Consider the following 23339-nt stretch of genomic DNA (forward strand, 5'->3'; position numbering starts at 1 on the left):
AGCTTCTCCAGAAAAGGCTGTAAAAATGCAGAAAGCTCCGTATCCCAATCTGTCATATGCACCCCCAACAAAGAGAGCACAAATCATCTCAAACCAGACTTGCCCGAATCTGCCAAAGTAGTGCTAGAATAGGCGAGCAGAACTAATCTGACATACTGTCAACTTACACGCTGCATGAGCAGCGACTGGTGGACCGCCGGCGTCTCCAGTTCGCATTTGCGACACAACCCACTATCCGAGCTGTGAGCTGTTCTTGCACAGATAGCAGAGTTCGGTGTTCACCCTGGTGGTCTTGCCTGCGAAAATTACGGCGCCGTCATAAGGCGCGACGATTTTTCCGCCGTCCGCGCGATAGCCGATCACATCACCCTCGCTGATCGCTTCGCCAGTACCGAACTGGCGAACCAGCCGGTCATCGTCATGGTCGGCCAAGATGACGTCGGTGATCTCTAGCACGCGCGGCAGCCTGATCTCGGGCACCGGCGCGGCGACCATTTCCAGATGCACCAGCCCGTTGATGACGCAGTCATAGCCCACCTGCGGAGCATCCGGCGCGAGATGCTGGCCGCATTCCACCGTCACGCCATAACCGCCTGCAAAACGCATGAACTCGGTCGTACCGACGCCATGGAGCGACGACAGGCCGGCGACGCCCGCCGCCCGCTTCTGCCGCAGGGCCTTTTCATGCCCGGCGAGCCAGCCATGAACCACCAGCGGCAGGTTCATGGCTTTCACAAGCGCAGCTTCAGCGTCAGCATGCGCGAAGGGCTCCAGCGGGCCGGTATTGTTCTTCGGTCCGATCAAGGCAAAGGCTTCGCCCTCGCCACTGAAGGAATGTAGGTCGATCAGCACGTCATGCGCGCGCAAAAGCGGGCAGAGCACATTGGCCACGCGGTCCTCATTGTCCTGCGGGATGGCGCTTTCGAACATGTCGCGGTTGAGGTTGCGATCGCCCACGCGCGTGTTCTGGCGGAAGGCGAGCCCGTTGACCACCGGCACGAAGGTCAACGTGCCGCGCTCCAGTTGCCATGCACCGGTTCGGAACTCGGCGATCAGGCGCGAGATCGCATAGGGGCCGGCGGGTTCGTTGCCATGCACGGCACCGGTGACGATGACCTTCGGGCCGGGCCGCAGCCCGTGGAACGTCGCGCTTTCGATCGATTGCGGCGCGGCGGCGATCAGCGGTGCGAGGGGTCTGGCGTCTTGGTTGAGCAGGGCGATGTCGATCACCATGCCCGGGCGCAGCCTGCGGCCCATCTCGAGTAGATCGTCATGCGCTACGACCACGCATCCAGCCGTACCTGAATAATCGGGGCGCGCGGCATGCATGAAGATGGCGGAGCCGCCAGCGGCAGCCGGAATGGAATCGTTCCAGCCCACGGGGATAAACAGGTCGAAGAGTCGCTCCCCGCGTCGCGAAGGCTGCGTATCGTCGGTTTCGAAAACAAGCTGGTTGTAGAACGGGCTGTCACGGTCCTCGATCCAGCGATAGTTCGCCGGCTTCGGCAGGAACGGAAAATCGAAGCCACGCGGCTCATCGCCGAAGACGCCCGGATCATAGAAGCCGTAGCGAAGCGGATAGCGGCCGATGGGCGTCTTGCCGTCGCCTTCGCGCTTGTGTTGCGGCTCGGCGAGGCCGTTGCGTCCGACGGCGCATTTCACCGTCCAGTCGTCGATAGTGAGCGTGCCGATGTGCGGCGCGTCAGGGTCGTGACCGACGCGAACGACAATCGTGTTCTGCTCCAACGTCCCGACCATGAAGGGGTTTTGGCTCATTTTATTGACCTTGGCTTAGCAAATGACAGCGGACGCGGTGCGCTTGCGCCAGCGGCGTGAAATAGGGAACGTCGCCCAAGCGGCAGGCGTCGAAAGCCACCGGGCAACGAGGATTGAAGGCGCAGCCGGGTGGCGGCCGCAGTGCTGAAGGCGCTTCTCCCTTCATGCGCCGCAGCGTTTCCGCCGGCGCGATCGGATCGGGGATCGAGGCGATGAGCGCCTGTGTGTAGGGGTGGGCCGGCGCTGTGAAGATGTCGTGCCATATGCCTTCCTCGACGATGCGGCCTAGATACATGACGGCGATGCGGTCGCTCATGTGCTCGACCACGCCGAGGTCGTGCGAGATCATCAGAAGCGCGATGCCGAGCTCATCCTTGAGCTGAAGGAGGAGGTTGATGATCTGGGCCCGGATCGAAACGTCCAGCGCCGAGACAGGCTCGTCGCAGACCAACAGCTTGGGCTGGATAATGAGCGCGCGCGCGATGCAGATGCGCTGGCGCTGACCGCCGGAAAATTCGTGCGGCCTGCGGTCGGCGGCGTCGGCCTTCATGCCGACGCGCGCCAACATGTCGACGACACGCGCCTCGATCTCGTCGCGGTTCGTCATGCCGTGCAGCCGCAGCGGCCCGGCCAGCGCCTGCCGGACGGTTTGCCGTGGGTTGAGCGAGGCAAAGGGGTCCTGGAACACCATCTGCACATTGCGGGCCTGGCTGAGCGGATCGCGCTGAACCGCGTCCGTCACGTCCTGGCCGGCGACCCGAATGGAGCCCGACGTGATGGGCACCAGACCCATAATGGCCTGCGCGAGAGTGGACTTGCCGCAGCCGGATTCGCCCACCAGTCCTAGGCATTCGCCGGCGCGAATGTTGATCGTGACGCCATTGACGGCTTTCAGCAGCCTCCTGCGAAAACCTTCTCGCACCGGATAATGGACACAGAGATCACACACATCGAGCGCGTCGAAATTCGCGGCGGCACTGGCATCCTTGAAGAGAAGGTCATCCATGATGGTAACACCTTATCTTGCCGCTGCCGCTCAGGGCGGTCGCGGCCGGCATGTCGGCCCAGCAGATATCGGTCGCTTTTGAGCAGCGTGGAGCAAAGCCGCAGCCGGGGCCGCGCTCGGTCAAGGCCGGCACGACGCCCTTGATTTCCATCAGGGGCTTGCGTCCTTCCTGCAGGCGCCGGCCGAGACGGGGCAGCGAGGCAAGCAGCCCCTGCGTATAGGGATGGCGCGGGTCAACGAAGACTTCGCTGGCCGCGCGTTCTTCCACGATGCTGCCAGCATACATAACCGCAACCCGGTTGCAGATGCGCGCAACCAGACCGAGGTCGTGCGAGATCATCAGCACAGCCGTTCCACGCGCCTTGCACAGGTCGAGGATCAGTTCGACGATTTCCGCCTGTATGGTTACATCCAGCGCGGTCGTCGGTTCGTCGGCGATCAGCAGCGCCGGATTACAGGCGAGCGCGATGGCGATCATCACGCGCTGACGCATGCCGCCGGAAAGCTGGTGCGGATAGTCGCGTATGCGACGCTCGGGGCTCGGCACCTGCACCTGCTCGAGCGACTCGACGGCCTTGAGGCGTGCCTGCCGGCGGCTCATGTTCTCGTGCAGCTCAAACATCTCGCCGATCTGGTCGCCGATGGTCATCAGCGGGTTCAGCGAGGTCATCGGCTCCTGGAAGATCATGGCGACGCGGTTGCCGCGAAGCCGGCGCATGTCGCGGTTCGAGAGCCGGTTGATGTCCTGCCCGTCGAAGTCGATCCGGCCGCCCGTCACGTGCAAGGGGTCGCGCAGAAGGCCCGCTATGGTGAGCGCGCACAGGCTTTTGCCGCAGCCGGACTCTCCCACCAGACCGAAAACCTCGCCGCGCTCGACCGAGAAGCTCAAATTGCTGACGGCCGGAAAGCCCTGTCCCTTGAGGCGCAGGGCAATCGACAGCTTATCGACCTGCAGGATGGTTTGAGCCGTCATCAGCGCTTCGCCTTCCCATGCGGATCGAGGAGGTCGCGCAGACCGTCGCCCAGCATGTTGAAACCGAGAACCGTTATGAAAAGCGCCAGTCCGGGGAATAACGCCACCCAGGGCGCGACCATGAGCTGTTCGCGGGCTCTCGCCAGCATACCGCCCCAGCTCGGCGCCGGCGGCACGACTCCGAGGCCGAGGAATGACAGCGCGGCTTCGGCCATGATCGCGGAGCCGATGCCCATTGTCGCCACGACGATGAGCGGCCCGCCGATATTGGGCAGGATTTCGCGGAACATGATGTGGAGCCGGCCATAGCCCATCGTCCGCGCGGCCTGCACATAGTTCTGCGACTTGTGCGTCAGCACCTGCGCGCGTGAAATGCGGCAGCTATAGGCCCAGTCGGTGAGGCCGAGCGCGATGAGCAGGCTAACGATGCCGGGCCCGAGTACCGCCATCAGCGCCAACGCGAAGACGACGGTGGGGATGGCCAGCATTAGGTTGGTCAGGCTCTGAACGAATTCGTCCCACCAGCCGCCGAGATAGCCGGCCGACAAACCGAGCAGCACGCCGACACAGGTGTTCATAGTTTGCACGGCAAGGCCAATCATCAGCGATATCCGCGCGCCGTACATGATGCGCGAGAAGATATCGCGCCCCTGTTCGTCCGTCCCGAACCAGAACTGCGCGCCGGGTGCTTCCTCCGCATAGAGCAAGTTGGAATGGGAGATCGGATCGTAGGGAGCGATCAGCGGTGCGAATACGGCTATCAACACCACCAGCGCGAAGATCGTCAAACCGACAATGAGATTGGAACGGAATATCATGTTAGCCCTAGCGATACCGGATGCGCGGATCGATCAGCAGATAGGCGATGTCGACCAGCGTGTTGATCACGAGGAAGAAGAGCACGATCAGCAGGATGCAGCCCTGAACCATCGGAATGTCACGCATAGAGACAGACTGCGTGAGCAGCGCGCCGATGCCCGGCCACGCAAACAGATTTTCGATTACCACCGATCCGCCCAGCATCGAGCCGAACTGGAGCCCGATGGTGGTGAGCACCAGCACGAAGGCGTTGCGCGCCATGTGGCGCACGACGATCCGTGTTTCGGTATTGCCCTTGGAGCGGGCGGTGCGGATGAAGTCCGCGTTCATGGTTTCCAGCACGGCGGCGCGGCTGGTCCGGGCGAGTAGTGCCATCGGCGCGATACCCAACGTGAGCGCCGGCAGGATGAGGTGCCTGAAGCCGCCATTGCCGTAGCCGAAGGTGGGCAGCCAGCCAAGTTTCAGCGAGATGAAATACATCGTAAGCAAGCCGAACCAGAAGGCCGGAATGGAGAGGCCTGAAACGGCGGTCATCATTGCCGTGGTATCCATCCAAGTGCCCTGCTTCACGGCGGCGACGAAACCGAGCGGCAGGCCGACGATCACGGCAAAACCGATCGCCGCGCAGGCAAGTTTAAATGATGCCCAGATGCGCGCCGAAAGCACGGCGGTGACGGGGCGCTGCGTGGCGAAGGAGGTGCCAAGGTCACCACGCACAAGATTGCCGATATAGTTCGCAAAGCGCGTCGGCAGCGGGTCATTCAGGCCGAGTTCCGTCTCGATGCGTTCGAGTACCTTCGGATCGATGTCGCGCTTGTCTCCCGCGAGCGACGAAACGAACGTCCCGGGGATTACGCTGAACAGCAGGAAGATCAGCGTGACGGCGGCGATCACCGTCACCATGGACTGCAGCAGTCTCCTGCCAATCAGCAAAAACATTGCTTAACCTGGGTCAATTCTGAGGCAAGGCGCAACTCGGCCAAAACCGAATGCGGATCGGACTGTCCGGGCAGCGTGCTGCCACCCGGATGGACCGCGACCGCCTAGCGGCCGGGTGCGTTGTCGTCCAGCCAGAGCGAATCCACCTCGATGATTGCGGCTTCCGTCACATTGGCATCCACGCCATGGATCCAGGGCTGCGTGGCAACCACCGCCTTGTTATAGTTGTTGAACCAAACCGGCGCCTGCTCGAAGATATAGCCGTCGGCTTTCTTGATCAGATCAATACGCTTTGACGGATCCCTTTCGGCCGCAGCCTCGTCGAGGATCGCGTCATAGGCAGTATCCTTGAAGGCACTACGGTTGCAGGCCGGGCGGCTGACGCGGCTGTCGAAACAGCGCAGGGCGTTGATCGGGTCCGGACCAGTGCCGGCGGAACGGAACCATGCGGCGGCAAGGCCCTGGTCCATCTCGTCGACGAGTGTGTTGGAATCCACGACCTTTGCGTTAGCGGTGATGCCTACTTCCTTGAGGAAGGGCATCATCGCCTCCAGCACGCCGAGGCTCGAAGTGCCGTCGGTGACGGTGGCGGTGAACTCGAAGCCGTTCGGATAGCCGGCTTCGGCCAGTAGCGCCTTGGCTTTGGCCTGGTCGTATGGATAGGGCTGGCGCTCTTTATCGAAGGCGGGTGAGGTTGCCGGCAGCCAGCCGGTCGCCTTGTATGCCTTGTCCTTCAGCAACTTCTTGATGATGATATCACGATCCACCGCATAGTTGATCGCCTGGCGCACGCGCACATCATTGAACGGGGGCTTTTCGGTGTTGAAGCCCATGTGGCGGGTGAAAAGCTCCGAAATCTCGATCAGTCCCTTCGACAGTTCGGGGTCGGCCTTGTAGAGTACATAGGCGTTTTCCGATAGGACCGTGGCATCCAGTTCGCCTGCGCGAAAGGCCATGTCGAGCGCGCTGGAGTCGCCCGAGATGGTGAAATCGACCGCGTCTGCATAGGGCTTGCCCTGCTTGTAGTACTTGTCGAACTTCTTGCCCGAAATGCGCGAACCCTCGACATGGTCGACGAAGGCGAAGGGCCCGAGGCCAACTGGGTGGGTAAGAAATTTGCCGCTTTCCACCTCTTCGCGCGGCAAGATGGCGGTGATCGCCTCAAAGAACATCATGCCGGGATCGACGAAATCGTTGAAGGTCATCGAGAAGGTGCGGTCGTCGATCTTCTTCAGGCCGCTGATCTCCTTGGCCTTGCCCTCGGCATATTCCTTCGCGCCGGCCAGCGTGCTGACCTGTACCGAACCCGGATAGCCCTTGGTCGGGTCCATAATGCGGGTGTAGGACCAGATGACGTCATCACTCGTCAGCTTGCGGCCGTTGTGGAAATAGATGTTATCGAACAGCCGGTAGGTATAGGTTTTGCCGTCCTCGCTAGTGCTCACCAGTTCGGCAAGGTCGAGCGCGGGAGCGTTATTGGACGAGTCCCAGGTGTAGAGGGCCCGGTGGAACGCCTTGGAAACCACCAGGTCTTGCGAGTTGTAGGTGACGTGTGGGTCGAGGCTCTTCAGCGCGGCCCCGTAGGGCGCGGCGAGATGCAGAGTGCCGCCCGGAATTGGCCCTTGTGCCCAACTTGCACCCATAGGTGAGGCAACGGCGATCGCAGCTGCAACGAGCAGGGTCTTCAATCTGTGTCGGTAGCTCATCGATTTTTCCCCTTCGGATTGTTGTTGTTAAAATTCACTCGACGCCGACGTCGAAGGCATGGCGGTAGAACCGCCGCGCGAAGTCAGGCAGGAAGGTCTTGTCATTCGCCGGCCATTTGCCTTCGGACATGACGCAGAGCGTGAAGGCTCGACCATCCGGCCGCTCGCCATAGACCAGGTCGTGTCGCGTCCAGGAGGTATGTCCGGCCTTCGACCACGTCCTGACGTCGCCGGGGAGGCCCTCAACCAGAAAGTCGCGCACCTGATCGCCTTCCGGATCGACTTCCGGCACTCCTCGCTGGAAATCGCGCGAAAGCAGGTCCATCATCCAGGCCGAACCGGGTCGCGCTCCGCGTGCGATATCGTGCATCAGTGCGGCGGCCGAGAGCGCCGTCAGTAAATTGCCGTTGCCGTTGCGACGGGCCTGATAGGCACGGCCATAGGGGCTGTCCTGATAGGTGCCGTGCAGAACGTTGATGCCGGCAAATTCTTCACGGTTCTGCGTGAGATACCAATCCTGGACCCGCTGGCGCGCGACACACCAGTCCTCCAGCGCCTGGCCGTGCAGCGGCGGGCCGTCGTCGGCACCGGTCAGGCGACCAACCAGATAGACCGTGGCTTCGTTCGAGGATGTTCTGATCATTTCGGCCGCGGCGCGGTCATCTTCCTGCTCATGGTCAATCAGGCCTTCCTCACGGAAGGCAGCAAGAGCATTGAGGAAGAAGAGTTTCACTACGCTTGCCGGATAGACGGGCGACGTGGCCCGATGCCCCCACCAGGCCTGTTGGATGAACGTACCGGGATCCGTATTTCGGAGCGGCGCGCCGTAGAGGCAGGCTGCGACTGATACCTGGGCTTCGTTGAGAGCTCCCCGCGTGGCCTCGAGCGCCTCGGCAAGTGCGCTGGCTGCAGGGTGAATTTTCGAAGCTGGCGCGGTGCCGGCCATTCCATCCCCCAATTGGCGTGACCCGCCGATTTAGGCATCGAATAGCTGGGTTTGATATAGAAAAGTGAATACAAAATCATTCATTTTCGATATAATAAGGTATTATATTACCGCAGTACGGATGATATCCGATGGCAGCTCGCATAGATCATATCAATTTGCGGCAGGTGGAGATTTTCCGCGCCACGATGAAGTTCGGCACCGTCACAGCGGCCGCCGCTGCGTTGGGTTCGTCCCAGCCGACCATCACGCGCGAGCTTGCCCGCCTGGAATCGCATCTCGGCTTTTCACTGTTCGAGCGCAAGCGCCAGCGGCTGGTGCCCACGGCAAGGGCGATCAAGCTCTATCAGGAGGTACAGGCCTCGTTCATCGGCCTGGATCGGATCAATGGCTTTGTCGAGCGGCTGCGCGAGGCCTCGGAAGAGGTACTGACGGTTGCCTCGTTGCCCGCCTTTGCGCAAACGATCCTGCCGGAAGCGGTTGCTCGTCTGGCGGTTGCCCATCCGGGCCTGACCTTGAACATCAGCACCGTTGATCCCCGCAACCAATCATCAATATCGGGTTTCGATTTCGACCTCGGGCTGATCGAGGACATCTACACCCAGCGTGACGCGGAGGTCATCGTGCTGGGTGTCTACGATTTGGTCGCCGTTGTCCCGGCTCAACACGCGCTGGCCGCGCGCGACCATCTGGAGCCGCAGGATTTCGAGGGCGCCAGCTTCATCAGCCTGGGGCCTAACGATCCCTATCGCCTTGCAGTCGAGCGCATATTCGACCAGGTGGGAACCAAGCGGCGGTTGCTGCTGTCTTCACAATCCGCAAGCAGCGTTTGCGAACTGGTGAGCCGCGGCCTCGGGGTGTCCATCGTCAATCCGCTCACCGCGCTGAGCTACGAAAGCGCCGCCGTTTTACTGAAACGCTTCAGCCCACGGCAGCAGTTCGTGGTGTCGGCGCTGCGTCCGCTGAACCGTCCGAGTGTGGCAACGTCCGATCACCTGACGAACCTGCTGCGAGCCGTGTGCGCGGAAAAGGAAGCCCTCTTTCTGCGTCGTGGGCTTGCACTTCCCAAAGAGGACGATCGCGCTGAACAGCCAGAACTGCCTGTTTGGTAAGTACTTTTTTGGAAGCGGATCGATCGGGGATGGCAGCAGGTGGTATCCTTTGGAGTTTCACGCAAATATTGCTCGTCAAACAACGAACCTTATGGCGCGTTGGATGTCGAAGAAGTTGTTGGCTTTGAAGCGAAGCGTCCGCGGCGCAGGATGCTCGATGCCCGGATACCAGCTTCCCCGATACGCTTCGATGGGATTGGTGTACTCAACGACAAGTTCGAAACTCTCAGCCAGCTTCGGCAAGCATTTCGACAAATCCCGTGACAAGGCAGCCTCAACCCCGTCGCGAATGGCCCCTACCGCAGCTTGCGGCGACAATGAGGACGTGGCTGGGCCAAAACCTTCACTGGTGGCGACGGTGGCGATATCCGGCAACAGTTCTTTAGCCTCCGCGCACATACCTGCGTCACCCGAAAGGAAAACCGAGGGCACGCCGTAGCGGGCCGCGCAGTGTGCGTTCAGCGTGTATTCAGATGCGACCTCGCCGTTGATAAGCAGCCTTGAGACAGTCCCGGTCAGCGTGTGTGCCAGTGGGTTGGTGTCGGTGCCAGCCTTGTTGTGGTAGCCCGTATAGAGTGCCGCATGGAAGCTTTCATCGATGCCGAACATCATCGCGTCCGGGTGTCCGCTCCAGCCGCGCACGATCCGAACATAGGTCGGCAGCTTGGAAAGTATCAGGTTACGGGCGGTCGAGTGGGCGTCCTTGACGACCACCTCGGTGGCGCCGGCTGCCTTGGCGCCCTCGCACGCCGCGACCAATTCGTCGGTCATGTATTCCCGGAACTCGGCATAGTCGGGATTCCCCTTGCGCGCCTCATCCCAATTGGTGATGCCTGCCGTGCCCTCAATATCGGCGCTGATAAATACCTTCATAACCTTGCCTTTCCCAATCTCATAGAAGTTCGGCTATCGATGATAGCAGCCTGTCGATCTGCTGTGGCGTGTGCTGTGAAAACACGGCAAGCCTCATGGTAGGCACGTCGGGCGCATCCGAGTAGCCAGAAGCGGGCGTGACCTTCACCACGATGTCGCGTTTGTCGAGTTCTGCATGAACTCGTTCAAGATCCACGTCTCCACGCACCAAGACGATTGGAACCGGAGTATCCTCGATCTCGAAACCCAGGCTGCGGAGGCCGCCGCGCATATGCTTCACATTGCGTTCGAGGTCCGTGCGCATCCGTGGCGTCGTTTCAAGCAACCGCATGGCGGTGATCGCGGCTGCGGCCGCTCCTGGTGGAGGCAGCGATGCACCACGTAGGATCATGGCGTTGCTCTTGATCCTGTCGGCAAGCGATGTATTTGCAGGAACGATACCACCAAGCGCGCCGAACGCTTTGCTGAGGGTTCCAGCGAAAAAATTCCCCTCGCCCTCAAGGCGCGCATGCTGCAGCGAACCCCGTCCGCTCCCCCCGAGGACGCCAACCCCATGAGAGTCATCAACGCACAGTATGGAATCCTCATAGGATTCCATGGCTTTCCTGTAGTCTGCTAAGGGAGCAAGACCGCCGGTGGACGGGAAAACGCCGTCGGTCACCACTGCCGCACGCAGTTGCGGCGCCATGTGGCGCAAGAGTTGCCTGGCAAGGCTGTCGGCATCAAGATGCCGGAAGCGATGGACGGGTTTGTTGAGCGTGGGTATCGCATCGCGCGCGCTGTAATGGGTCGCCTCATCGATGAAGATCAGGTCGAAATCGTCGCGCAGCCCCTGCAGCATCGCCATCGGGCTAGAATAGCCCGATATCATGGTCACGACCTGCTCGGTCCCGAACCAATCGCAAAGCCGGCGCTCCAGATCGGCATAGACCTGCATTTGCGCCAGAGTGCCGGGACCAAGGCCGAACTGGCGCGTGGCCGCGCATGCGGCCTCAATCACCTCCGGATGGCCATGCAGGCAGAAATAGCTGGTGCCGCAGAAGTAATCGACCTCACGGCCATTGATCCGCATGCGCGCGCCGAGCGGCGTTTCCATTGAGACCGGGGTAACCATGGTCGGCTTTCTCTTTCTCAGGCAGCCGACTCGGCCCGCCGGCGCTCAAGGAACATCGGTCCTACCCGGATGCCGCGACGCCCGTTTTCGTCGAGCGCGTCGAGCTCGAGGATTTCCTCCTCATAAAGCAAGCCGCGCATGCGGAAGCGACCGGCATCCACCGGCTCGCATGTGTGCGTGCAGAAGTACTCGATCAGACACTTGAGCTGGCCGTGGCTGTAGGTCAGGTAAGTGATATTGAAATCTGGTCCGTATTCGCCGAGATGCGGTGCTATTTCGGGGGGGATTGTTTCGGCCGGCAAGGCATCGACGCGCGACCAATTCTCTCCCTTCCAGATGAGCTTGTCGGCAGCCGGGAAGGAAACGTTCATGTGCGGATAGTCTGCCCCGCGACCGTAGATGCGCCCATCGATAACGAAATCGTTGCCAGACACGGGACGAATCTGCAAGGGCACGCCCTCACCCATGAGGTAGAGTTTCCCGCCTTTCTTCTTGAGCTCAACTACCTCGCCACTTTCCTCATGCCTATAATGTCCAGGTAAAGTCACGAACTGATCCTCGGTGATGGGCGGCGGGGTCTGGGTTCGCTGCGGCGACTTGCCCATGCCTCGTTCCGCGAGGGCAAGCCGCAGACCATCTCCGGCAAGCCGAGAGGCAATCTGATTGGCAAAATCCAGCGTTGCGAAGACGAGAACACCAAAACCGGCCCTTGGTAGCAGCAGCATCTGCGATGCATAGCCATAAACCGCACCGCCGTGCCCAACGGATGTCCAACCGTCCATATCGCCTACGCCGAAGCACAGGCCATAGCCGTTCAACGCCTTGTCGTGGCCGGCAGGCCGCTTGCCGATAGGGGTCCACATCTCGCGCAACGATGCGGGACTGATAATGGGATTGCCGTCTGGAGCGAACCCGCCTCTCAGCAGGCATTGCGCATAATTTGCCATGTCGCCGGTGGTAGAAAAAATGTTGCCCGCGGGAGAGCCGCCGAGGCTGAAAACCGGCGCGGGACCGTCGCCGTCCAGCGTCCACATGTCTGCCGGTGCCAGCCGCTCGCGAATACCGGGCGCCATGCCGGAAGACGTGTCATTCATTCTGAGTGGCCTCAGGATGTTCTCGGTGATGTAATCCGCGTAGCTCTTGCGCGTCACCTTTTCGATCACCATGCCAACCACGGCAATTCCCGCATTAGAATAGTGCATAACGCCCGCGCTGGGATCCTGCTTGAGCGTAGACGTAGCAAGCTCAGCGACGGTGTCGGCCAGAGGCGGCCTGTGTGCATCCAGATAATGCCCGCTCTTGGGCTCACGCACGATGCCGGCCGTGTGGCTCATCAGCTTGCGCAGACTGATATGCGAACCGTAAGGACCGCTTTCGCGGCCGGCAAACGGATTGAGCGGCTGGAAGCCAGGTAGGTATTCTGAGACGTCCACGTCGAGGTCGACCAGCCCCCTTTCAGCCAGTTGCATGATCGCCACCGCCGTGAAGGACTTCGTTATGGAGCCGATGCGGAAGCAGGTATCCGCTTTCATGTCGAAGTGGCGGTCGTGGCGTTGGACATGTCCCTGGGCCAGTGGACCATCCCTGCCTACGAGCGCGTAGGAAATAGAGGGAATAGCCTTGTCTTCGACCTCATGGCGAATGAGATCCTCGAAGAGTTCAATGGCTTCATGTGAAAGCGAAAGCACAACAATCCTCCTTGGACTTCAGTTTGTGTGGCGAGGGTCGAGGATGTCGCGCAAAGTATCGCCGACAAGATTCCACGACAGCACGAACAGGAAAATCGCAGCGCCCGGGAAGGCGAGCGTATACCAGTATTGAAACGGATTGCCGGGCTGGCCAACGATCCAGTTGCGCGAATAAGCGATGAACTGCCCCCAATCGGCATAGCCCTCTTCGGTGCCGACCCCGAGGAAGCTGAGCGCTGAGGCCGAAAGCACCATCGAGCCAGTGGCCATGGTGGCAAGCACGAGAACGGGAAAAAAGGCATTGGGCAGGATATGAAGCACGATTAACCGGAGGTCGCTAGCGCCATAGCTCATCGACGCATGCACGTAGTCCATCTCACGAATTCTCAGGATCTCGCTGCGCACGACACGCGCATAGCCCATCCAGCCAGAGGTGGTCAGAGCGATGGTGATCGGACCTATCCCCTTGCCTAGCAACGCCGTTAACACCATGGCCGCGATCAGGAACGGTACGGCCATGAAGACGTCGACGATGCGCATCAGCACCTCGTCCACAGCTCCACCGTAATAGGCAGCAAGCGACCCTACGATCGTGCCGGTCAGCACAGAAATCGCAACCACCCCAAGGCCAATCTTGAATGCAGTGCGGGTACCCCAGACGACGGCGTAGTAGATATCGTACTGGCCTTCGGTCGTTCCGAAGATGGCATCGCCTGAAGGCGGCTGCGGGGTGGCAAGAAAGCCGGCGCGCGGCGTGTCGTAAACCGACATCTGGAATTCCTGCGGCGGGGCAAGTACCGGCGCGAATATCGCCACCAGCACGAAAGCCAGGAGGATGAGGACCCCGAGCAGCGACATTGGATTGCGCAACAGATAGCGAAGCACCTTCATCTCGTCTTCACCCTCGGATCGAGCAGCGGATAGATCAGGTCGACAATGAGATTCATCAGGACGAGCACGATCGCGAAGTAGAGGCCGAAGCCGAGCACAGCGGGAAAATCCAGATTGGCGGCGGACTTCGCAGCAAATTGGCCGAGGCCCGCATAGTCGAAGATGGTTTCGGTGATGACTACGCCGCCCATCATCGTGGCCAGTTCCATGCCGGCGATCGTGGTGACGGGAAGCAGGGCGTTGCGGCGTGCATGCCGCAGTTCCACCACGCGCCGAGGCATGCCCTTGGCACGCGCGGTGCGAACATAATCCTGGCGCAATGTCTCGAGCATGGAAGTGCGCATCACACGCGTCATGCTGGCGAGATTGACATAGGTGAGCGTAATGACCGGGGCAGCGAGGTGACGAAGCGAATCCCCGAAGATCGCGAGATTGCCATTGAGCAGCGCGTCGATCGTATTGGCCCCAGTATATCGGGTGAAGTCGGGCGACGTGACCACAGCCTGCGCCCACTGGCTGAGACGACCCGGTGGGAACCAGTCGAGCGCCGAATAGAAGATCAGCAGCATAAGCAAGCCGAAGACATAGACCGGGAACGACCAGCCCAGGATCGTGAAGATGCGGATGATGTGGTCCGGCCAGCGGTTGAGATAAATGCCGGCACGAGAACCCAAATAGATTGAGAGCAGGAACCCCGGAATGAATGCCAGCAGCACCAGTTCGAGCGTCGCCGGCAGCAACGAGGCCAATGCGTTGGCGACAGGCTGGCGTGCGGTTTCCGACCAGCCCAGATTACCGGTCAGAATGTTGCCAATCCATCGGCCGTATTGGACGTGGAAAGGATCGTTCAGCCCGTACTGTTCGATCATCCTGCGGATGCTCTCTTGTCCGCCTTTAAGGAAATCGGGCGACGGCGCGTAGGCGGCGAGGCGCTGCGTCGGCGACAGCGACATCTGCAAGGTAAAGAGCATCAGGGACAGGGCGAGGAGAACGACGGGCAGCATCAGCAACCGCCGAAAGGCGTAATTCAGCACACCAAAACCCATTGTGTAAGGAGTGGAAGAAATCTGCCGGGCAGTGATGCCGCCCGGCACTTTTCAACGTGGCTCAATTCGCCTTGGTGACGGGATAGAAGTCCCAGGCACCGTAGAGGATCATGTTGTGCACGTAGCCATCTATGTTGCTGCGGGTGACAATGTAGCCAAAGTCCTCCCAGAGGAACTGGGTGGTGGCGTTGTCATAGGACATTTCCTGCAGCTTGGCGTAGATGGGCTCACGGACGGCCGGATCACTTGAAGCCCAGGCTTCGTCCAGCAGCGGCTTGAACTTCTCCGCCATCAGGTCGCGGTATCCCTGGCCGAGCATGCCGCCGACAAGTCCGGTTGGGGAGAGGTAGTAAGTCGCCGCACCGAGCGGGCCGCCTGGGTCGGAGTAGTCCGGACCCCAGCCCATATAGGTAAGCGGCGAGGCAGGCTTTTCACGATTGTTCAGCTTGTCCGAAATCGATGCCCAGGGCAGCGACTGGATTTTCATCTTGAACTTCGGGTTGATGCGTTGCAGGCCCTGCTGGAGTGCCGACAGCGCCGCCGTGCCCTGCGGCGTGCCTTCCTGCACATAGGCCGTGAAGGTGAAGCCGGTGTCCCAAAGTTTGCCTCCGAACGCTTTCTTGAAGTGCTCTGCTGCCTTCTTCGGATCGTAGGTATAGATCGGCGATTCGGGTCGATAGCCCATGATGCCCCGCACAGTGGGGCCTCGAGATTGGACCGTCTTTCCAAGCAAGACCTGCTTCAGCAGCGCATCGTAGTTTTGCGCATAATTGAAGCCTTTGCGGACGTCGATGTCGGCGAAGAAATCAGGCGGAATGCCATTTCCATCCAGCTTGCCGCTGCCGATGGCGGGATTGTCAGCGTCGTCCAGAGGCCAGGCGAAATAGAGACCGCGGCCAAAAACTTTCGGCAGACCGTCGATCACCTTCACTCCCTCGGTCTTGCTGAGTTCGTCCAGGAATTCGACTGGGCTGGTGACAAAATCGGCGTCGCCGGACAGTAACTGAAGTCGTCGCGTGGTCCACTCCGGCACGGTGCGCATCACTACGCGTTCAAGCGAAGCCGGTCCCATGAAGTAATTTTCGAAACGCTTCAGCGTGATGCGTCGATCCGTGCGGTCCCACTCATCGAGCATGAAGGACCCAGTGCCATTTTCCTGCGCAAAGAGCGGATCGTCTCCAAGCTCGGGACGATAGTACTTCTTCCAGGTGTCGCCATCTCCATCCCATCCCCCGACGGAGGCAACCCATTCCTTGTCAACAATCGATGCGCCGAACGGAAGCGCGAGGACGCCAAGCGTCGCGGGGAACGACTTCGGCAGCTTCAAGGTGACATTGTCACCGTCGATGGTGATCTGCGAGGCAAGTTGGTCATAGACCTTTCGGAGCGCCTCGGGGCTCGCATCGTTGATGCTTGAGACGTTACCCTCCGTCTCGACCCACTTGGCAACATCGGGGTATTTTCCTGCAGTCATCACTTCCGTGATCGCATTGGACATCCACGACTGCCCCATGAGAATGGCGCGCAGTAGCGAATAGCGCACATCCTCCGGCGTGATCTCGCCATAGCCGGGCTCGATCTTGGCTTTCTGATCGTCGGTCAGCCCGTCGTAGAATTGCCAGGTGATCTTGCCGTCTTCTCCCTTGACGCCGACCTTGTGAGCGTGGACGCCCTTTCGGATCGGAAAGGTATAGCTGATCGAGCCATCGTCGCCCTGCTTGATAAGGCCGTTTTCGAGAGTCGGCACCTCGGCGGAGAGCGCAGGCGCGAACTCGGATATCTCCGAGCCATTATAGTTCAGCAGCCGGCTATAGACGTTCAGCACCCCGTAGGAACTACGGGGTGTTTGCAATATAGGCGGGATCGAACGACTGGACGTCGTCGGTCCACAGAAAGACGAATGTTCCGGGATTTTTGGTTTCGGCGATGGCAGGCGCAGCCGCCATGCCAAGGCCTATACTGAGGGCTAAAGCCAAAGCACGTTTCATGGAGGTTTTCCCCTATGGTGGACGCGGACAGTCTTCTTTTCGTTGCCATGGAGGCTAGGAGCACACTTGCATTGCTGTCCAATGCGTAGATAGGATCAGTTATGCAAAGAACGCATGAGGTCGGAATGGAGCTGGCGTGGCTCGAAGACTTCCTGGAAATCGTTGCTACGCGGAACTTCTCCACCGCGGCGGCAGCTCGCAACATCTCGCAGCCGGCCTTCAGCCGTCGCATCAAATCCCTCGAAACATGGGTCGGCGCCGATCTTGTCGACCGCAGCACCTATCCGATCCATCTCACCAGTGCGGGAATTATGTTCGTGCCGCGCTGCCAGGAGATGGTGCGCGACATGTATCGGCTGCGAACCGACTGCCGCAATGTCGCCGGAGCCAGTTCGCAGCTTCTCACCTTTGCCGCGCTGCATACGCTTGCGATCTACTTTTTTCCGAGTTGGATCAGCGCACCCGACATGCCCAATGCTCCGGTGCGGAGCAGCATGCACACGGCCGACTTTCTTGAATGCGTGGAGCATCTGTCGTCGGGCAAGTGTGACTTCGCCATCATTTACGACCACCCCGACGGTCCGCCAGTTTTGGAGACCGGGCCCTTCGAATCTCTCCAGATCGGCAAGGATCGTCTGATATTGGTGTCTGGCACCGACCCGACCGGGAAGCCGCATTTCAGTATAGACGCACCGGAAGGCACAAAGATTCCCTACCTTTCCTACTCCTGGAGCGACGGGTATCTCGGCAAGTTGATCTCGCTCATCCAATCGCGCTGGCGACATCCTCTCAATCTCAGCACTGTATACCAATCCTCGCTCGCTGAAGGCCTCAAGCAGATGGCTGTCGCGGGACGCGGCATCGCCTGGCTGCCGCAGATTTGCGTTCAGAAGTCGATTGCCCAGGGCGAACTCATTCAGATCGGCGGCCAGCAAATGTCGCTGGAGATTGAGATCAGGATCTTTCGACGGGTAGGAACACGCAATCGCGACGGAGAGGCCTTCTGGAAATACCTAGCCCAGAAATCGGAATTGCAACGGGGGCGGAGCATCATCGATTCTACCTTGACTATGCGCTGAGGGACTCGCGGCCCATGGACGGCAATAGCTCCGATAGAAGGTATGCGAAAACCGAGAGAGCGATGCAAAAATCGCATAACATTGCTTCCAATTCGCGAGATGCCAGTCTTTTCAAGCCATCGCCTTCCCTACTTGAATAAGCAAATAGCCTGACGCACCCACCCCGAGAGCCGGGCAGTATGTGTCCACCGACGCCGCGCTATTGACAGCCCGTCATCTCATTGCGTTCGATACCCCTGGACCTGAACCACCTCGCTGCCGGGGGCTCCCGTTTGACCAAGACATTTGCCAGTGCCGATACGCTTTCTGACGATGTAATACTATCGGTCGAAAATCTGGAGGTAAGCTTCGCGCTTCAAGCCACTCGACCAGTACGTGCGGTGCGCGGGGTGTCGTTCACGATCAAGCGCGGTGAAACCTTGGCACTGGTTGGCGAGTCCGGCTCGGGGAAATCAGTCACGGCGATGACGGTGATGCGCCTCACCGAATATGACGGCGCCAGAATTACTGGCGGCCGCATTTTGATGCGTCTAAAGGACGGTAGCGTAACCGACCTGACCAAGCTTTCGGATAAGCGCATCGAGGCGCTTCGCGGATTTCAATTCTCCATCGTTTTTCAGGACCCGATGTCGAGCCTCAATCCCGTCTTCACGGTGGGAGATCAAATCGCCGAGGCTGTAATCCGTCATCAGGGTAAGACACCTCGCGAGGCAAGGGAAATCGCCCTGGATGTGCTGAAGCTCGTGCGTGTTCCCGATGCTGCTCGCAGGCTAGACCAATATGCGCACCAGCTTTCAGGCGGCATGCGCCAGCGAGTGATGATCGCCATGGCGCTTGCCTGTCGACCGTCCCTTATGATCCTTGATGAACCCACCACCGCCCTCGATGTCACCATCCAGGCACAGATCCTCGACCTCGTGCGGGCGCTGCAACGCGAAATCGGCATGTCGGTTCTGTTTATCACGCACGATATGGGCGTCGTTGCGGAAATCGCAGATCGCGTTTGCGTCATGCTGAAGGGCCAGATCGTCGAGACTGGCCCCGTAAACCAAATCTTCGCCGCGCCCCAACACCGCTACACACGTGCTTTGATTTCAGCCGTTCCGCGTCTTGGCAGCATGGCCGACAAGGACGCTCCCGAAAAGTTCCCTCTGGTCATTTACGAAGCGGAACAAGAGCTGACGGAGGTTACCCAATGACGACTTCGGCGGAAGACGCGATCGGCACGAAGCCGTTGGTGGAAGTTCGCAATCTCGTCACACGCTTCAATTTGAAGGGTGGGCTTTTCGGGCGTGTCGCCGGCCGCGTGCATGCGGTCGAAAACGTCTCCTTCGACATTTTCCCAGGCGAGACGCTGGCGCTCGTGGGAGAATCCGGCTGCGGCAAATCCACGGTTGCGCGCAGCATCATGCAACTGGATCAGACCGATTCTGGCTCAATCCTCTACGATGGCAGCGAGATAATCGGCGCGCCGCGCCAAGCGCGCGCGCGCTTCCGACGCGAAGTGCAGATGGTATTCCAAGATCCGTTCTCATCACTCAATCCGCGCATGACAATTGCACAGGCCCTAATTGACCCGATGCGTGTCCATCGTGTCGGCTCAGGCGCCAAACTGCGGGCTCGCGCGGCCGAGTTGCTCGCCAAGGTAGACTTGCCGCCCGAGCATCTCGAGCGATATCCACACGCCTTTTCAGGAGGGCAGCGCCAACGTATCTGTATAGCGCGTGCGCTAGCGCTCGATCCCCGGCTGATCATCGCCGACGAAGCGGTCGCCTCGCTCGACGTCACGATCCAGGCGCAGGTCATCAACCTCTTGATGGACCTGCAACGCGAAACGGGTATCGCCATTCTGTTCATCAGCCATGACATGGCCGTCGTGGAGCGCATCGCCCACCGTGTTGCAGTCATGTATTTGGGCGAGATCGTGGAAATCGGAGACCGTCGTTCAGTCTTTGGCAACCCTCAGCATCCCTACACCCGTAAGCTGCTCTCGACGGTTCCCGTCGCCGATCCGACGAAACGTCCGGTTGGGCGCGAGCCAATGTCGGACGAAATTCCAAGCGCTGTGCGAAGCCTCGATTTCATTCCGGTCCATCTTCCGATGAAGGAAATCTCTTCGACGCATTGCGTGCGGCAGACACCGGTTCTCATCTGAACAGGAGCGTACCTGGCCAGACTTCGCCGGATGAAAGGCGCACTGTGACAATATCTGGTACGGGTGCAACAGTTGAGAAGGCTCGAAAGAACACTCGCGATGTCGTTTCGCGCGTGCTAAGCGTACCCGTCGATGTCAGATCGGCGACGAGCTGGACGAGCCTATCAGGTTGAGCGCAAAGCACAGCGGATCCTGAGCTCCATGTCAGTCGAGCGCCATGCCGTCACTGCCCAGAATCGGCATCAGCAGTCCGAAAAGCTCCGCCTGGGACGAAATCCCACACCGCGCATAGAGCTGCTTGCGAAAGACCTTAACCGTCTGCGGGCTGACACCGAGATGAAGCCCGATCGAAGGCGAGGAGTGCCCTTGCAGGATGAGCAGAGCTACCTCGGCCTGGCGGCGGCTCAACCCGACACTGTGATGGCTCTTCATGGCGGCGATGAGATGATCGATGACCGACGTCGGCCTGCGCTCGCTGGCCGTGCGGACCTCAGAGGCGCTGAAATGCGCGCGCAGTAGCGACATGACGACCGGCTCGTGCCGCCGAAGCTGGTCTTCCGCCTTCGATGAGAAAAGTTGTCCGGAGAAACTGTCCTTGCCGAGCGAGATGGTGATCGTCGTGTTGTCACCGATCGGCAGCAGCACGGAAATCTCGTCGGTTATGCCGATGCGGCCGTAGTACCATTTGAAGTATCGGCTGCGGCGGAACTGGTCCGGCGCGATGTCGAGCAGGCGGTAGAGGCCGGGCTCGCCGCGCCTGAGGTGAAAGTGGTAGACCGGATCGAGAAGGTAGGCACCCGGCAGGTATTGCTCAGCAACGTAGCGGAACACGTCCGGTCCCCGCACGCTCCTGTAGAGCACGTCAGGCACGTTGGTGCCGACGAAGACAATGACGATCACATTGTCGTAGTCCATGCAGGAACGCAGATATTCGGCCATCGTCGGGTAGAATTCGTCGCTTCCAACCCTGTCGATCGCCCGCGCTAAGCTGTCGAAGACCGTCTTTATCACCGAGAATACCCCGTTGGGGGTATATACCCCCTCTGAACTCATCATTATTGCATCAATGCAAAAAAATAGGGGTATAGACAGTGCCCGGAATTTCGGCGGCCAGCAACGACCGCCGCGGTGAGGATGTCCGCGACTGTGAAAATGAGCGTGATCCATGACGCCATGGCGGTGGCCGGCTATGCGGCGCCATGGCACGCGACGGCTGGCAGCGCGATCGACCTGCACCTGTCCACGGCGGTGACCGTCAATGCCGTCCGCGTGATTCGTCTTGACATGCCGAAGCCCCAGGCCATGCACTGGTCCGTGGAACGCCTTGGCGACACTCCCCGCCACGAAAGCTTCGACCTCGGCTCCTTTTTGCGGATCGGCACGGCGCAGTTGGTACGGACCGACCGCGTCGAGGGCGTATCGTTCGAGGTCTTCCTTACCCGCAATCATGGAGACCGCGCCATCGTCGAGACCGACAGCTTCGCGCTGACTCTGGCCGATGACGGTCTGCGGTTCCGCCTGGGCGACAGGCTGCTGCTTTCGGGCCAGCCGCTGCCCGCGCGCGACTGGCTACGCATCGATATCAGATCGACCAGCACGGGCGTCGCACTCGACGTCACCAGCAAGGATCTGCTGGCCCCCTTTAAGCTGCACCGCGAATTCGACGCCGCCTGGAAAACACCGGGGCAGGACCTTCTTTTCGGCGCCAGTCTGGCGCATGACCTGCCAACGCTTAACGCGAAGTTCGCTTCGGTCGCGCTACACTTGCCGTCCGGTGTCGCCTCATGGACGTTCCCCACGCGCTTGACCGACGCACCGCTGATATCGTCCGGCGCGGCGGCGCTCGAGCTCGAGGCGGTCAACCTGCCCACATTCTGCACAACTTCGTCGCGTTGGAATGGATCGAGCTTCGACCCGAGGCTTGTTCCCTCCCACTACGACGCGATCCATTGCCATGACGACGACATGGGTCCGCTGCGCTGGCCGGCGTGCTTCCGCGCCAGCCTGGCGCGTGACGCCGCCTCCGGCGTCTACGCCTTCGAGGTCGAGCACGAGCGCGGCACTGAGCAAATTGTCTTCTTCGTTGTAGCGGCGGCGCGGCGCAACCGGCTTCTGTTCTTGGCGCCGACCGCCACCTACCTCGCATATGCCGACGAATTCCTGCCTGAACATCTCTACGAGTGGAAATGCCAGGACCGTGGTCAGCAATTCGCGATCGATAACAATTTGCGCTCGCTCTACGACTACCACAGCGACGCAAGCGGCGTGTCGATCTGCTCCTACAGGAAGCCGAAGGCGACGCTTCGACCGGATTACAACTACCCGCTGTGCGGCGGCCCGCACAATCTGCCTGTCGACCTGCATTTCCTGCGCTTCTGCCACGCCAACGGCATCGCCTTCGACCTCACGACCGACCACGCGCTGCATGAGAGCGGGCTTGCCGGCCTCGAGGGCTACGCCGCGGTAATGACAGGCAGCCATCCAGAATACATGTCGATGGAGATCGAGGACGCGCTGCGGCGCTTCGCGGCTGCCGGCGGCAGCATCGCCTATCTCGGCGGTAACGGCTTCGCCGGCAAGGTCGCCTTCAAGGGTGATTTGATGGAGCTGCGCCGTTCGCCGCTGGAAGCCGGCCGGACCTGGGACGGGCCGATCGCCGAACAGTCGTTCGCCATCACCAACGAGCCGGGCGGGCATCTGCGCGCCAGCGGACGCGGCGAATTCAGCCTGACCGGCGTGGCGATCTCGTTGATGGGTTTCGACCGGGGCAGGCCCTTCACTCGCACGCCGGCAAGTCGTGACCCGGCCACCGCCTGGCTGTTCGAGGGCGTCGGCAACGAAACGTTCGGAGACACCGGCATGGTGCTGGGCGCCGCCGCCGGCTACGAGGTTGACGCGACCGACGCGCATCTCGGCACCCATCCCGACACGATGGTGATCGCGCGCGCCGACGGCTTTCCCGACAGCTTCGTCCACGATGCCACCCGCTGGTATGAGGGCGGCGACTTGCAGCGCGAAGGCCGCCGCTGCGCTGAGATGACGCTGCGTCCCCTGGCTTCGGGCGGTATGATCTTTTCAGCCAGTTCCGTCGCCTGGTTGGGCGCGCTGCCGGCATCGGGCATGAACGACGTGGGCCGGATAACGCTCAATCTGCTGAACCGGCTAGGCGCAGCATCAACGGGCACGAGCCGCGATGCAAGACAACCGACATAATGGGAGCAAAGACAG

18 protein-coding genes and 1 pseudogene are annotated in these 23339 nt (G+C 60.4%); 4 read left to right on the plus strand and 15 right to left on the minus strand.

Features of this window, described 5'->3' with window-relative positions; all coding sequences use genetic code 11:
• Positions 1-231 precede the first annotated feature (231 nt).
• The 7 genes from C7I85_RS24345 to C7I85_RS24375 all read right to left on the minus strand — a co-directional run bounded on the left by C7I85_RS24345 (position 232) and on the right by C7I85_RS24375 (position 8165).
• Positions 232-1776, minus strand: coding sequence for a L,D-transpeptidase family protein (locus C7I85_RS24345; protein WP_106726609.1), 1545 nt, complete (start codon positions 1774-1776; stop codon positions 232-234).
• A 1-nt stretch (position 1777) separates the two neighbouring features.
• Positions 1778-2782: an ABC transporter ATP-binding protein gene (locus C7I85_RS24350; RefSeq protein WP_106726610.1), complete on the minus strand. Its 1005-nt coding sequence runs from the start codon at positions 2780-2782 to the stop codon at positions 1778-1780.
• Complete coding sequence (locus tag C7I85_RS24355; RefSeq protein WP_106726611.1) at positions 2775-3755, minus strand: ABC transporter ATP-binding protein; 981 nt, start codon at positions 3753-3755, stop codon at positions 2775-2777. The genes C7I85_RS24350 and C7I85_RS24355 overlap by 8 nt, the downstream gene beginning before the upstream one ends.
• A complete protein-coding gene (locus tag C7I85_RS24360; RefSeq protein WP_106726612.1) occupies positions 3755-4573 on the minus strand; it encodes an ABC transporter permease in 819 nt (272 codons plus the stop codon). The genes C7I85_RS24355 and C7I85_RS24360 overlap by 1 nt, the downstream gene beginning before the upstream one ends.
• A 7-nt stretch (positions 4574-4580) precedes the next feature.
• Positions 4581-5513 carry an ABC transporter permease gene (locus C7I85_RS24365; protein ID WP_106726613.1) on the minus strand — a complete coding sequence of 311 codons (933 nt, stop codon included), beginning with the start codon at positions 5511-5513 and terminating at the stop codon, positions 4581-4583.
• 104 nt (positions 5514-5617) lie between these two features.
• Positions 5618-7219 carry an ABC transporter substrate-binding protein gene (locus C7I85_RS24370; RefSeq protein WP_245445084.1) on the minus strand — a complete coding sequence of 534 codons (1602 nt, stop codon included), beginning with the start codon at positions 7217-7219 and terminating at the stop codon, positions 5618-5620.
• 34 nt (positions 7220-7253) lie between these two features.
• Positions 7254-8165: a serine hydrolase gene (locus C7I85_RS24375; RefSeq protein ID WP_106726614.1), complete on the minus strand. Its 912-nt coding sequence runs from the start codon at positions 8163-8165 to the stop codon at positions 7254-7256.
• Positions 8166-8296: 131 nt separating this feature from the next.
• Between C7I85_RS24375 and C7I85_RS24380 the strand changes: the two genes are divergently transcribed.
• Positions 8297-9277 carry a LysR family transcriptional regulator gene (locus C7I85_RS24380; protein ID WP_106726615.1) on the plus strand — a complete coding sequence of 327 codons (981 nt, stop codon included), beginning with the start codon at positions 8297-8299 and terminating at the stop codon, positions 9275-9277.
• 75 nt (positions 9278-9352) lie between these two features.
• On the opposite strand, the gene C7I85_RS24385 is transcribed toward C7I85_RS24380, so the two are convergent.
• From C7I85_RS24385 to C7I85_RS31760, 7 genes are read right to left on the minus strand one after another with little or no spacing between them, the layout of a single operon-like run.
• On the minus strand, positions 9353-10150 hold the full coding sequence (locus C7I85_RS24385) for a M55 family metallopeptidase (protein WP_106726616.1): 798 nt from the start codon (positions 10148-10150) through the stop codon (positions 9353-9355).
• Between the two features lie 19 nt (positions 10151-10169).
• Positions 10170-11264: an aminotransferase class I/II-fold pyridoxal phosphate-dependent enzyme gene (locus C7I85_RS24390; protein ID WP_106726617.1), complete on the minus strand. Its 1095-nt coding sequence runs from the start codon at positions 11262-11264 to the stop codon at positions 10170-10172.
• Positions 11265-11281: 17 nt separating this feature from the next.
• Positions 11282-12952 carry a serine hydrolase domain-containing protein gene (locus tag C7I85_RS24395; protein ID WP_106726618.1) on the minus strand — a complete coding sequence of 557 codons (1671 nt, stop codon included), beginning with the start codon at positions 12950-12952 and terminating at the stop codon, positions 11282-11284.
• 18 nt (positions 12953-12970) lie between these two features.
• Positions 12971-13843, minus strand: coding sequence for an ABC transporter permease (locus tag C7I85_RS24400; protein ID WP_106726619.1), 873 nt, complete (start codon positions 13841-13843; stop codon positions 12971-12973).
• Positions 13840-14937, minus strand: coding sequence for an ABC transporter permease (locus C7I85_RS24405; RefSeq protein ID WP_245445085.1), 1098 nt, complete (start codon positions 14935-14937; stop codon positions 13840-13842). The genes C7I85_RS24400 and C7I85_RS24405 overlap by 4 nt, the downstream gene beginning before the upstream one ends.
• A 13-nt stretch (positions 14938-14950) precedes the next feature.
• On the minus strand, positions 14951-16741 hold the full coding sequence (locus C7I85_RS24410) for an ABC transporter substrate-binding protein (protein ID WP_245445086.1): 1791 nt from the start codon (positions 16739-16741) through the stop codon (positions 14951-14953).
• Entirely contained in the window at positions 16725-16877 is a 153-nt protein-coding gene (locus C7I85_RS31760) for a hypothetical protein (protein ID WP_245445087.1), read from the minus strand. The genes C7I85_RS24410 and C7I85_RS31760 overlap by 17 nt, the downstream gene beginning before the upstream one ends.
• 125 nt (positions 16878-17002) lie before the next feature.
• Here C7I85_RS31760 and C7I85_RS24415 point away from each other — a divergent pair, with 125 nt between their 5' ends.
• Together C7I85_RS24415 and C7I85_RS32170 are read left to right on the plus strand one after the other, a co-directional pair.
• A complete protein-coding gene (locus tag C7I85_RS24415) occupies positions 17003-17956 on the plus strand; it encodes a LysR substrate-binding domain-containing protein (protein ID WP_245445088.1) in 954 nt (317 codons plus the stop codon).
• Between the two features lie 272 nt (positions 17957-18228).
• Positions 18229-20111, plus strand: a pseudogene (locus tag C7I85_RS32170) (ABC transporter ATP-binding protein).
• A gap of 204 nt (positions 20112-20315) precedes the next feature.
• Here C7I85_RS32170 and C7I85_RS24425 read toward each other — a convergent pair.
• Positions 20316-21122, minus strand: coding sequence for a helix-turn-helix transcriptional regulator (locus C7I85_RS24425; RefSeq protein ID WP_245445090.1), 807 nt, complete (start codon positions 21120-21122; stop codon positions 20316-20318).
• A gap of 141 nt (positions 21123-21263) precedes the next feature.
• On the opposite strand from C7I85_RS24425, the gene C7I85_RS24430 reads away from it, so the two are divergent.
• A complete protein-coding gene (locus C7I85_RS24430) occupies positions 21264-23324 on the plus strand; it encodes a N,N-dimethylformamidase beta subunit family domain-containing protein (RefSeq protein ID WP_245445091.1) in 2061 nt (686 codons plus the stop codon).
• The last annotated feature ends 15 nt before the right edge of the window (positions 23325-23339 follow it).

The organism is Pseudaminobacter soli (ex Li et al. 2025), assembly GCF_003012705.1.
Lineage (GTDB): Bacteria > Pseudomonadota > Alphaproteobacteria > Rhizobiales > Rhizobiaceae > Pseudaminobacter > Pseudaminobacter soli.